Source organism: Streptomyces sp. P5F9 (assembly GCF_057961495.1).
The window spans coordinates 1-11,767 of record NZ_JBXVPZ010000307.1; the positions used below are offsets into that span (position 1 = coordinate 1).

General features: G+C 72.9%; 9 protein-coding genes and 1 pseudogene. 1 reads left to right on the forward strand and 9 read right to left on the reverse strand.

Annotated elements, in window-relative coordinates; all coding sequences use genetic code 11:
* Nucleotides 1-492: pseudogene (locus tag AC31A1_RS35255) on the reverse strand (hypothetical protein); the annotation flags it as partial.
* A gap of 113 nt (nt 493-605) precedes the next feature.
* On the opposite strand from AC31A1_RS35255, the gene AC31A1_RS35260 reads away from it, so the two are divergent.
* Nucleotides 606-1,850, forward strand: coding sequence for a molybdopterin-dependent oxidoreductase (locus tag AC31A1_RS35260; protein ID WP_489657217.1), 1,245 nt, complete (start codon nt 606-608; stop codon nt 1,848-1,850).
* Nucleotides 1,851-2,172: 322 nt separating this feature from the next.
* On the opposite strand, the gene AC31A1_RS35265 is transcribed toward AC31A1_RS35260, so the two are convergent.
* The 8 genes from AC31A1_RS35265 to AC31A1_RS35300 all read right to left on the reverse strand — a co-directional run.
* On the reverse strand, nt 2,173-3,009 hold the full coding sequence (locus AC31A1_RS35265) for a class I SAM-dependent methyltransferase (protein WP_489657218.1): 837 nt from the start codon (nt 3,007-3,009) through the stop codon (nt 2,173-2,175).
* Nucleotides 3,010-3,071: 62 nt separating this feature from the next.
* Complete coding sequence (locus AC31A1_RS35270; protein ID WP_489657219.1) at nt 3,072-3,689, reverse strand: TIGR04282 family arsenosugar biosynthesis glycosyltransferase; 618 nt, start codon at nt 3,687-3,689, stop codon at nt 3,072-3,074.
* The gene (locus tag AC31A1_RS35275) at nt 3,686-4,444 is read right to left on the reverse strand and encodes a glycosyltransferase family 2 protein (protein WP_489657220.1); all 759 of its coding nucleotides are present in this window, start codon (nt 4,442-4,444) and stop codon (nt 3,686-3,688) included. Before AC31A1_RS35275 ends, AC31A1_RS35270 begins: the two co-directional genes overlap by 4 nt.
* An 88-nt stretch (nt 4,445-4,532) precedes the next feature.
* Entirely contained in the window at nt 4,533-5,531 is a 999-nt protein-coding gene (locus AC31A1_RS35280; protein WP_489657221.1) for an NAD-dependent epimerase/dehydratase family protein, read from the reverse strand.
* A gap of 445 nt (nt 5,532-5,976) precedes the next feature.
* On the reverse strand, nt 5,977-7,521 hold the full coding sequence (locus AC31A1_RS35285; protein ID WP_489657222.1) for a TRAFAC clade GTPase domain-containing protein: 1,545 nt from the start codon (nt 7,519-7,521) through the stop codon (nt 5,977-5,979).
* A 7-nt stretch (nt 7,522-7,528) separates the two neighbouring features.
* On the reverse strand, nt 7,529-9,973 hold the full coding sequence (locus AC31A1_RS35290) for a GTPase-associated protein 1-related protein (RefSeq protein ID WP_489657223.1): 2,445 nt from the start codon (nt 9,971-9,973) through the stop codon (nt 7,529-7,531).
* Entirely contained in the window at nt 9,970-11,157 is a 1,188-nt protein-coding gene (locus AC31A1_RS35295; protein ID WP_489657224.1) for a TRAFAC clade GTPase domain-containing protein, read from the reverse strand. Before AC31A1_RS35295 ends, AC31A1_RS35290 begins: the two co-directional genes overlap by 4 nt.
* Nucleotides 11,157-11,767 (reverse strand): hypothetical protein (locus AC31A1_RS35300; protein WP_489657225.1); only part of this gene is annotated, 611 nt, incomplete at its 5' end. The genes AC31A1_RS35300 and AC31A1_RS35295, both read right to left, overlap by 1 nt.

An 11,767-nucleotide genomic window follows, 5' to 3' on the forward strand; every position in this document is an offset into this window, starting at 1 on the left:
GTGGCTGAGGATGTGGTGGGTGAAGTCGCGCAGGGTGGCGGGGATGTCGTGGAAGCGGTCGATGACCGTGAGGTATTCGTTCGTGGTCGTCAGCCGTCCGGCGATACCGCGCTGCCAGCCGTCGACCAGTGCGAGGGAGAACGTCCAGGCCATGGCGGTGCCCCAGGCGGTGAACAGCAGCGCCCGCCAGGGCAGTCGGGCGGCGAGGCCGGGGCCGTAGGCGACGACGGCGACCGCGACCGCGAGCGCCGCCGGGGTGCCGGGACCGACGTGCGGTTCCCACTGGGCGAAGACGGGTGGCCAGGCGACGAAGAGCGAATGGTCACGGCGCTGGATCGCGTTGCCGACCAGGACGGCCACCAGGACGAGCAGGGCGGCGGCGAGGGCCGCGGCCAGGTCGCGGACGAGGTCGCGTCGGCGGTCGCCCGGAACGTCACGGGGACGGTCGGCGGGGCGGGTACGGGGACGGTCGCGGAGAAGATCGCGGTTCACACCGACACGCTAGGCCGGGGTGTGCCCGGTGGAGCCGCCGCCGGAGTGGACGTCAGGGTTTCGTCATGGTTTGCGGACCCGTTCGGGGGGTGTCCCCGGCCTACGGTCGGGTCATGCCACGTTCCCCCTCCTCACCCGCGTTCTGGCGCAGCCCGTTGCGCGGTCCCTGGTTCACCTCCGTGCTGGGTGTCGTGCTGCTTGTCGGGATCACGGTGCTGTTCGTGACGGGTCTGGTGTCGTACGCCGCCTACAACCCGGACCTGTCGCCGGTGAACGACCAGACCCCGGACAAGGGCCTGCTCGGCTTCTATCTCTTCTCCTGGCCCACCGACCCGTCCTGGCTGTACCGCCTCACGCAGGGTGTGCACGTCACCCTCGGCATCGTGCTGATCCCCGTGCTGCTGGCGAAGCTGTGGTCGGTCGTGCCGAAGCTGTTCGCCCTGCCGCCGGCCCGCTCCCTCGCCCACGCGCTGGAACGGCTCTCGCTGCTGCTCCTCGTGGGCGGCGGCCTGTTCGAGTTCACCACCGGCGTGCTCAACGTCCAGCTCGACTACATCTTCCCCGGCTCCTTCTATCCCCTGCACTTCTACGGCGCCTGGGTCTTCTTCGCCGCCTTCGTCGCGCACGCCGTGCTGAAGATGCCCCTGGCCCTGCGCAACCTGCGTCACCTCCGGGACGAAGACGAACACCCCGGCGAGGAAGGGGAGTTGGTGTCCCCGGACCCCGCGGAACCCACCGTCTCGCGGCGTGGCGCCCTCGGCGTGGTGGGCGGCGGATCGCTGCTCCTGCTCGGCACGACGGCGGGCCGCAGCTTCGACGGACCACTGCGGGAGACGGCCGTCCTCGCACCGCACGGCGGGCCCGACCCGGGTTCCGGGCCCGGGGGCTTCCAGATCAACAAGACGGCGGCGGCGGTCGGCATCGATGTGCGGGAGACGTCCGAGGAGGCGTGGCGGCTGGTGGTCGAGGGCAATGGCCGGACGGTCCGGCTGGGGCGGGCCGAGTTGCTTCAACTGCCGTTGCACAGCGCCGCGTTGCCCATCGCGTGCGTGGAGGGCTGGTCGACCTCCGACCAGTGGTGGCGGGGCGTACGGCTGCGGGACCTGGCGGCGCTCGTCGGCTACGAGGCGACCGCGGCGCCCGACGTCCTGGTGGAGTCGCTCCAGCGGCACGGGGCGTTCCGCCGGTCCGCCCTGCGGGACAACCAGGTCCGCGACCCGCGGTCCCTGCTCGCCCTGTCCGTCAACGGCGAGGACCTCACCCCCGACCACGGCTACCCGGCGCGCGTCATCGTCCCCGCGGCGCCCGGCGTGCTCAACACCAAATGGGTGGCCCGGATGACGTTCGGAGACCTGTGATGCGCGTTCCGTTCAGGCGGCCGGCGCTCGGCAGCCCGCTGCAACTCCTCTTGCTGGCCTGCTCGTTCGCGCTCGCCGGGTATGCGGGGGTGCGGCTGCTCGCGGACGACTGGTTCGGGGTGGCGCTGTGGTTCGTGGGCGCGGCGCTCGTGCACGACCTGGTACTGGTGCCGTTGTACGCGGGGGCCGACCGGGCCCTGGCGGGAGCGCTGGGTGCGGTCGGCCGCCGGACGTGGACGGTCTACGTCCGGGTCCCGGCCATGTTCTCCGGCCTCCTGCTGCTGGTGTGGTTCCCGTTGATCAGCGGGCAGGTGGCGGACCACTACAGGTCCGCCACCGGCCTCTCCGGCGACGGGTTCCTGGCCCGATGGCTGCTGGTCACGGCGGTGCTGTTCGGGGGCTCGGCCGCGCTGCTCGTCCTGCGGTTGCGCAGGGCGAGGAAGGAGCGGCCGCCGGCCGTCCACTGACCGTCCGGGCGCCACCCCGCCCGGCGGGCGTGGCGCAGCAGGGCGGGGGTGCCCAGGCGGGCCCACGGGAAGGCCGTACCGGAGGCGCCGCGGCCGTCGGCGACGTGCACCCGCACGCGTTCGTCGACATCGACCGGCACGGTCTCGGCGATCAACAGCCCGTCGGGGGCGAGGAGTTGGGACATCCGGCGGAGCAGGGCGTGCGGGTTGCCGCCGATGCCGACGTTGCCGTCGATGAGAAGGGCGGTGTCCCAGCGGCCCTCGCCGGGGAGGGGGTCGAAGACGGACCGGCGTAGGGCCTCGCCGCCGAGGCGGACGGTGTGTGCGACGGCGGCCTCGCTGACGTCGATGCCCAGCGCTCGCCGCCCCTGCGCGGCGAGCGCCGTCACGAGCCGCCCGGGCCCGCAGCCCACGTCGAGCACGGCCCCTTCGGACCGCTCCAGTACCTCCCGGTCCGCCGCGTCGGCCTCGGCGCACCAGCGCTCGACCTCCAGGGGCAGCAGCCAGCCGTCGGTACGGCGGAGGTAGAGGGGGCCGCGGCCGGTGCGCAGGGCGTCCGTGTACGGGTCGGCGGACCAGGGGCGTGCCGTGGCGTCGGGAGGCACGGAGGGCAGTCGCCCGGCGGCCGGCGCGGACAACTCGCCGGGATCCGCCTTCGGGTGGCTCGCGGGGCTCGGCGGGGGGTGGTTCATGAGGGCGGTTGCCGGGCTTCCCTTCGCTGTTGGCGCGGGACGCTCCGGCTCGTTTTCCGCGCTCACCGGGCAACTGCCGTTGTCAGCCGCGCCAGTTCCCTGGCGAACCGCCCCTCCGGTGCCGCGGCGGCGACGAGTTCGGTGTCGTGGGCCGTGTCGACGTCGCGCAGACCCGGCAGGTCGTGGACGCGCAGTCCCGCGGTGGTCAGCCGGGCGCGTTGCACGGCGCCGGTGGTGGGCGTCGACATCGGTACGCCGCGCAGGAGTTCGGGGTCGGGGTCGGCGAGGCCCAGCGCCCAGAAGCCGCCGTCCTCGGCCGGCCCGAAGTACGCGTCGCAGTCGGCGAAGTCGACGGTGAGGAGTTCGGGTGTCACCTGCGGGGTGTCCATGCCGATGAGCAGCGCGGGCCCGTCGCAGCCGGCGAAGGCGGCGGCCAGCCGTTCGTCGAGCCCGCCGCCGCACTGCGGTACGACGTCGAAGCCCGGCGGCAGCCAGGGGCCGGGCGTTCCGTCGAGCACCAGCACCCGTCGCCGTGCGGGCGTCGCCAGCACCACGTGCAGGGTGTCGACGAGCGACGCCTCGGCGAGCGCGGCGGCCTCCTCGGGCGTGAACGGCGGAGTCAGCCGGGTCTTCACCCGTCCCGGCAGCGGTTCCTTGGCGATGACGAGAAGGGTGGTCACAGGGAGTTCGCTCCTTGCGGTGCGGAGAAAGAGCCGGTGGCCGACCCGCCCGCGGGGGCCGGGGGTTCGGCGAGGACACGGCGCATGTCCCGCACCGCCTGCCAGGTGCCGCGCCAGGTCCCGGTGACCTTGGAGGCGCCGGTGCGCGGCAGATACGGCACGTCGTGCTCGGCGACGCGCAGGCCGGCGTCCGCGGCGCGGACGACCATCTGGAGCGGGTAGCCGCTGCGACGGTCCGTCAGGCCGAGGGCGAGCAGATCCGCGCGGCGGGCGGCACGGAGCGGGCCGAGGTCGTGCAGGCGCAGTCCGGTGCGGCGGCGCAGCATCCCGGCGAGCGCGAGGTTTCCGGCCCGGGCGTGCGCGGGCCAGGCGCCTCGTCCCTGCGGACGGCGCCGCCCGAGCACCAGGTCGGCCTCGCCGTCCCGTACCTCGCGTACGAAGGGCACCAGCAGGGACGGGTCGAGCGAGGCGTCGCAGTCGCAGAAGCACACGATGTCCGCTGTGGCGGCCGTCAGCCCGGCGTGGCAGGCGGCGCCGAACCCGCGGCGCTCCTCCCGCACGACGGTGGCGCCGAGGGCGCGCGCCCGTTCCGCCGAACCGTCCGTGGATCCGTTGTCCACGACGAGCGCGCGCCAGCCGGCCGGGATGCGGGCCAGGACCCAGGGCAGGGCCTCGGCCTCGTTCAGACAGGGGAGGACAACGTCGACAGGCGCCGTGTCCGGTTCCGTTGCGGGGGAGGTCGTCACGGCTTTCACCCTACGGTTGAGAAACGGACATATCGGTCTTCCGGTCCTTACGAAACGCGGACGTCGAGGCGCGAAAACGGGGGGCGAGCGCGGCCGGCTACCGCTCCCCGCGGAGCTTCGACGTCGCGAACTCGCGCATTCCCTCCGTGAATTCGGCCTCGGCCTTCCAGCCCAGCTCGGCCCGTAGCCGGGAGGAGTCCGCCGTGATGTGGCGGACGTCGCCGAGCCGGTACTCCCCGGTCACCACGGGCTCGGGCCCGCCGTACGCGGCGGCCAGCGCCCGCGCCATCTCGCCGACCGTGTGCGGGTCCCCGCTGCCGGTGTTGTACGCGGTCAGCGCCCCCTCCCGGGGCTCGGACACCAGCGCCGCCACGTTGGCCGCCGCCACATCCCGTACGTGCACGAAGTCCCGCCGCTGGCCGCCGTCCTCGAAGACGCGAGGCGATTCACCCCGCGCGAGCGCGGAGCGGAAGAAGGAGGCGACCCCCGCGTACGGGGTGTCGCGCGGCATCCGCGGGCCGTACACGTTGTGGTAGCGCAGCGACACCGCCGAACCACCCGTCGACCGCGCCCACGCCGCCGCCAGGTGCTCCTGGGCCAGCTTGGTCGTCGCGTACACGTTCCGGGGGTCGACCGGAGCGTCCTCGCCCACCAGCCCCGGCGCCAACTCCGCACCGCAGTGCGGACACCGGGGCTCGAAACGCCCCGCGTCCAGATCGGCCACGGCCCGGGGGCCCGGCCGCACCGGCCCGTGCCGCTCGCAGGCGTAGGAGCCCTCGCCGTAGACGACCATCGACCCGGCGAGCACCAGCCGGCGCACCCCCGCGTCGGCCATGGCGGACAGCAGCACCGCCGTACCGAGGTCGTTGTGCGAGACGTAGTCGGCCGCGTCGCCGAACCCCGTCCCCAGCCCCACCATCGCCGCCTGATGACACACGGCGTCCACATCCGGCAGCACGGACGCGACCGCCTGGGGACTGCGTACGTCGTGGCCGTCGCGCAGATCGAACACGACCGCCTCGTGCCCGCGCGCGGTCAGCGCCTCGACGACATGGGACCCGATGAACCCGGCACCGCCGGTGACCAGTACTCGCATACGCCTGACGCTAGGACCGCGCCCCCGCCGCTCGGCAGCACCACGCCCGTCATGTCACCGGTCCGTAAGACGCTCCGGTCCGGCTTCCCGGCAACTCCCGCCCGTGCGCGCGGAGTTGTTACGGGATGCTGACGTGGCGGCCGAACCCCTACTGCCCCGCCCGCCTCATGGGCAACTCTGGTCTCCGTTCTCCACCGACCCCGTGGTGGCGGCGAAGGCCCGAGGAGCGACGTATGAGCAGGCACACCGTCGGCCGCGACGGCTCCCTGACCAAGGTCGGTACGACCAGTGGACTGCCTCCCTTCGCCGAGTCCGGCATGGAGGGCATCGTCGCGGTGTAAAGAAGCGGCCACCGCGGCCAGGGCGCCCCAGACATCACCTGTCCGGGGCGCCGGGCGCTGTCCGCACGGCACAGCATGCTCAAGCGCCGGCCGTCGCGGCTCTCTCACTCGCGCAGACACCACTCGACGAAGACCCCGATGCTGGGGTCCACCTGCCCCGCCTCGTCCGCCACCGCCGCCGTGCAGAAGAACCGGACCTCCCCGAACTGAAGATCCATCGTCTTCACCAGATTCCGCAGCCCCAGCTGTTCACTCAGCCACTTCCGCAGGGCATCGCTGTCGTCCGGTTCGGGGGCCAGCAGGGCGGGCTGTCCGGTCAGCAGGTCCCTCTTGCTGACCGCTACGGCGAGCCGGGCCTTGTCGAGGCGGGTGTCCATCGTGTGGATGGTCTGCACCGAGCGCGAGAACACGTCCTCCGGATCGACGGTCGAGGCCAGCGTCCGGTCCACCTTCGGGCCCTCCGGGTCCAGGCGGGTCCAGAACGCGTCGACGGCCATCGGGTCGAGGACGAAGAGGAAGGTGCGGGCCTCCCGGGCGTAGCGCAGCGCGTCGGTCTCCTCGCGGCTGACGAACCGCTCGCCGGCCGTGTCGAAGACATGCACCAGCCGTTCGGCGCGGCCGCCGCCCAGCACGAACGAGTGGGCTCGCGGCAACGTCTTCTGGGTGGGGCGGGTGTGGCCCTGGAGCTCCAGAACCTCGTTCAGCACCCGCTGGTTGGCGGTCGACTCGGGGTCCGCGAGCCGGATCGCCGGCCCACCGTTCTCCGCCGCGTTCTCCAGGGACTTCACCATCGCCGCCATCAGCTGGGTCTTGCCCGCGGCCCGGCCGCCGATCAGCGGCAGGATCACCTCGGGCATGTGCCCGGCGTCCGGGTTCATCGGCTCGCCGCAGTGTTCGTACACGCAGTAGCCGCTCAGCCGGGCGTCCCTGCTCATCAGCATCAGCAGGGTCGGAACCCGCTCGTCGCAGGCGCACCGGCGCCTGAAGAGGCCGAAGGTGCCTGGGCGGATGTCGGCGTGCCGGCGTCGGCAGTTCGCGCGGGGGCAGTCGTACGCGGGGTAGGGGACGCGTTCGAAGCAGCTCGGGCACAGCATGCCCCGGGGCAGCCCGCGCAGGATCATCACCGTGCGGTCGACGGCCCGCAGGGTGAACGCGGTCAGCCGGGCGCCGCCCGCCAGCAGGGCCACGCCGAGCGCCTGCACGGCGAGGAGCGTGCCCAGCACGAGTGTCGCGGCGCCTGCGCCGACGCCGAGGCCCAGGTAGAGGGTCAGGCCGTACGGCACCGAGAAGGCCCGGTTCACGGAGGGCGCGGTGAACTGGCCGGTGGTCACCTGACGATAGGAGTCGGTGACCGTGCGGACGTACAACCGCCGTCCCTGGGTGAGGAGTTGGCGCAGATCGCGGGTGGCGGGGCCGAAGAAGTAGTTGCGGTGGGCCAGTTCGTCGGCGGGCCGGTACGGCGGGACGGTCACGAACTCGTCGGTCCGCAGACGCAGCACGCCGTTGAGCAACTGGCAGTAGCGCCCGAGCAGTTGACTGACCAGGGCGGTCCCGCGCAGGGCCGCGATCACCGGGGCGACGAACAGGTAGAGCACGAGCAGCGCCAGGTAGGCCGCGGGGATGAGGACGAAGAACACGATGTCGTCCATCTCGGGCTCACCCCTCTTCCGGTCGGGGGCCGTCCGGGGACCGCCGTGGGGTGATCTTGCGGCTCCACTTCTTCACACGGCCCAGACGCTTCACGGCGACCTCCTGATAGAAGTCGGCGAGCCGGGTGTCGTAGGGGCGGAGCGCGCGGGACAGGCGGTCCAGGTCCTCGGACCGCCAGTGGTCGGCGACGTACTGGCGCAGTGCGTGGACGAGCTCCAGATGTGCCTGCGGCAGTGCGACCCGTTCGGCGTTGACCGCGATCACTCCGGTGACATGGCTGAACAGCACCTCGTCGACCCGGTTCGAGGTCGCCGCGGCCTGGCGCACGGTGCGCAGATAGCCGTCGGTCAGGGAGAAGCCGAACTCCCCGATCTCCGTGCGCAGTCGGGCAGGGTCGGCGGGCACCCGGAGCATGGCGGGCAGCAGCCGGTAGCGCTTCAGGGCGCGGGGAGGTGCCCAGGCCTCGATCTGCGGGATCCGGAACGCACGGGCGAGTGCGGTGGCCTCGGCGGCCTCGCGCAGGGTCGCGTCCAGCTGGAGGGTGGTCCCCACACACTCCTGGGTGACCACCCGCAGCCAGGCGAAGCGGCCGGGCGGGGTGAGCGCGTCGCACAGCTCCAGACAGGCCCGCAGATCCTCCTCGTCCCCGATCTCCTGTTTCACCGTGCGGTCGAACCACTCGCCGACCGCCTTGTCCACCGGCTGGTCCGACGGCAGCCGACGGGCGATCTCGGTCGCCTCCTCGTACCTCCAGGCCGGCGACGGCCGGCGCCACAGACCGCGCAGCAGGTCCGCGTCCGGCGAGGTCAGACCGCGCACCCGAAGGATTCTGAACAGCAGGTCGACCGTGCGGGCGGGGGTCCGCTCCGCCTGCGCCCGCCAGTAGTGCTCAAGGAGCAGGGGCCGATCACCGAGGTCCCGCTCGCCCAGCAGCTCGGCCGGGAACTGGGCGAACAGCTGCCCCTGACCGCCCCGCTCGTCCAGCGCCTCCTCCACCGACCTCGCCAGTCCGGCCCTGAACTCCGGGAGAGTGGCGACGAGGCGGTTGACCTCTTCGCGCAGGCCGGGGCCCGCGGCGGAGGAGCCGAGCAGGGCGCGGGCCAGCTCCAGGCACTGGGCAGCGAGCAGCTCCCGCGGCGGGGTGAGCCGCGCGCCCACCGCCCACAGCAGCAGCCGTACCCGCTGGCGGCTGGTCACCGCCTCGCCGAGCAGCCGCTGCCACAGGGCGGTGGCCCGCTCCCGCTCGGCGGGACGCGTGATCGGCACCGGGCCCGGCGCGTTCTCCACGCCGGTCGCGTAGGCGCGGATGCGGGACTGGTGGAGCTTGCCCTCCAGCTCCTGGTGCAGGGCCGCGTCGCCGCCCGCCTCGGCGGCCGTGCTCAGCACCGCGAGCGCGTCGTCGTCCAGGTCCCGGTGCTTGTGGTGGATGTCCGCCGCCACCGCCGCCCGGCGCGGCCCGAGATGACCGGCGCCGGGCAGCCAGTCGATCACCGCGCGGACGTCCGCGTCGGTCAGCTCCGTGCCGCCCGCCGCCGCGGCCGCCGCCACCGGGGCGTGCCAGTCGCCCGAGGTCCGCTCCTGGCCGTGCGTGTACTCGGCCGTCCAGGACCACACCGAGCGGATCGACCCGACCCCGATCCGGATCAGCAGCCGTACCAGATGGTGGGTGGGTACCACCTCGGGGAAGCGGCCCGCGGAGAAGTCGAAGACGGAGTACGACTCCTCGTCGTCGGGGCCGAAGTCGGGGTGCGTCCCCGGCACCGTGCCGATCAGGTGCAGCCGGCTGCGGGCGGGGCGGAAGAGGTAGGTCGCGAAGGAGAGGCGGTGGGCCAGCGGCGGCGGCAGGAGATAGGAGACGGCCGCGAACCAGTGGGCGATCCGGTCGGTCGTGTCGTCGATCACCACCACCGAGCCGTCCTCCGCGAGCGCCGCGAACACCGCCGCCAGCAGGGCCGGCAGCTGCTCGGTGTGCGGGTGCGCGCGCAGGAAGGTGCGCACCGAGCGGGGGGACAGCGGGCCGCGTGGCAGGGGCGCGGGCAGCTCCGGAATCTCGGTCGTGCCGGCGACCCGCGCGGTCCACACCGGTGAGTCCCACAGCTCGATCGCGAGCAGCCCGCCGCTGTCCGCCGTGAACTCGCCCTCGGTGTACAGGGCGTGGGCGAAGTAGTTGCCGAAGCGGCGGGCCGAGTCCCGGCCGACGTACCGCACGCACAGCGTGGTCGCGCCGCCCTGCCGGCCCGGGGTGTGGCAGAGGTTCACCGGGCAGTGGGCCAGCAGCTCGGGGGTGTCCGACTCGACGAGGGAGCGCGGTGGTTCGTACCCGGCCAGGCCCTCCACCCGGTGCCGCGTCTCGGCCGAGACCTGCTCGCTCACCGCGTTGAACTGGAAGCCGGAGGAACCGCTGAGCCCGTGCTCGCAGGAGGTGTAGTAGAGCTGCTGGAAGTTCCTCATCCGCGGCCCGCCCTCGGCACCGAACCGAACTCGCTCAGCAGCCACAGCAGCGGATCCGCGACCCTGTAGGGCTGGATACCGGTGTCGGCGACCCGAGCCTCGGGGGTGGCGCTGCGGCCCAGCGCGGAGACCCCGAAGTAGCGGTAGCGGGCGAAGGTGTTCTCCAGGGACTGGTCGATGGACACACCGTCCCATTTCCTGAGCAGCTGGCGCACCTCCTCGTCGACGCTGAGGCTGTCGCCGACGTCGAAACGGCCGAGTGCCGGTGCGTGCGACCGCAGCGGGCTGCCGTTCTCCATCAGATGCCAGAAGGCGTCCATCTTGGAGAAGACCACCGCGATCGGGGTGTCCACCCGTGCCGCCTTGCCGCCCTGCGCGGCCAGCAGCATGCTGCTCACCCGGCTCAGCACGTTGATCGGCGGGTCGATGCCGTCCGTGCCGGGCAGCGCCGTGCCGGGTGCCGCGTTGTCCCGGGCGCCCGGCATCTGCAGCGGGTCGAGCAGCAGGATGATGCCGTCCGCGTTGGTCAGATAGCGGGTGTTGAGCTCGACGCTCTCCCGGCTGTTGAAGTCCTCGCCCGCCGTGTCGAAGAAGGACAGCACGCTGTGCTGCGGCCGCTCCCCGAACAGCCCCTTGCGGCGCAGCCCGAACCGGAACACCAGCGGTTCCACCCGGTTGGCGTTGGTCGTCGCGGTCTGCGTGGGCGGGAACATCTGCCGGTCGCGGTAGAGCCGGTCCTCGTACTCCGAGCTGTAACGGCGCATGGTGACGTCGTCCAGGCCCATCAGCGAGGCGCCGTAGGCCTCGCCGACCTTGTTGCGCATCTCGTGCAGCAGCACGGTCATGTAGATCGTCTTGCCGGAGGACCGCGCGCCGACCATCGCGATCAGCCGGTTCTCCACCATCCCGAACTGCAAGGGCAGTTCGACGTGGCAGACCGGGCAGATGCGGTACGTCGTCTCGCCGTCGCAGTCCGGGCACTGCGCCGTCGACTTACGGCCGTCGGCGGCGAAGTCCGGGCCCACGTCATGGCTGGGGCGCTTGCCGAAGCGTTCGTCGAGGACCGGGTCGCGGCGGCGCTCGCACTGCTTGCGGGTACGGCTGAGCCGGCTGTGACACCGGAACCGGACCTCACGCGGGGCGAAGGTCTCGTAGCAGTAGGGGCAGGTGAGTCGTCTGGCCATCAGGTCACTCGCAGCCGGTGCAGCGCCGTGGGGCGGATGTCGATGTCGCGCTCCTGGTCGATGTCGGAGTCGGGGCCGTCCGCCGGAAAGCAGACGAGCCAGGAGGGGCCTTTCGCGCCGGGGAAGGGGAACTCCACGGTGAGGGGGGCGCCGGCGGAGAGGCGCTGGGCCGGGACCTCGTGGAGGACGGTGCCCTCGGCGGTGCTGGAGGGGCGGTAGCGGCCGAGGCCGTGGACGATCCGCAGGGCGGGAAGGTCGCAGCCGGTCCGGGCGGTGAAGGTGACGGTCGCGACGCGGGTGAAGGGGGTGCGGCGGCGCAGGGCGGGTTCGTACTCGACGATCGGGGGTTCGGCCGGGACACGCAGCGAGGCGGCGCCCTCGGTGTCGACCGTGGGGTCGGGAACCAGGGCCTCGACGGTGAGCGTGATCGTGCCCCGGCCGACGGGGAGGTCCAGGCCGCCGTCGTGTTCGTAGACCCGGCGCTGGCAGCGGATGTCGCCGCTGCGGGGGCCGTCGCCGGTCGCGGTGGCGTCCTCACGGCGCCAGCGGACGCGGGCGGTGAGGGCGGAGTCGGGCCAGGCCCAGAGGACGAGGAGGTGGTCGTCCCGGC

Bases quoted from the DNA above. Each gene is read 5' to 3' on its own strand.
- AC31A1_RS35260 (WP_489657217.1), top strand. From the start codon at position 606: ATGCCACGTTCCCCCTCCTCACCCGCGTTCTGGCGCAGCCCGTTGCGC.
- AC31A1_RS35265 (WP_489657218.1), bottom strand. From the start codon at position 3,009: ATGAACCACCCCCCGCCGAGCCCCGCGAGCCACCCGAAGGCGGATCCC.
- AC31A1_RS35280 (WP_489657221.1), bottom strand. From the start codon at position 5,531: ATGCGAGTACTGGTCACCGGCGGTGCCGGGTTCATCGGGTCCCATGTC.
- AC31A1_RS35285 (WP_489657222.1), bottom strand. From the start codon at position 7,521: ATGGACGACATCGTGTTCTTCGTCCTCATCCCCGCGGCCTACCTGGCG.
- AC31A1_RS35290 (WP_489657223.1), bottom strand. From the start codon at position 9,973: ATGAGGAACTTCCAGCAGCTCTACTACACCTCCTGCGAGCACGGGCTC.
- AC31A1_RS35295 (WP_489657224.1), bottom strand. From the start codon at position 11,157: ATGGCCAGACGACTCACCTGCCCCTACTGCTACGAGACCTTCGCCCCG.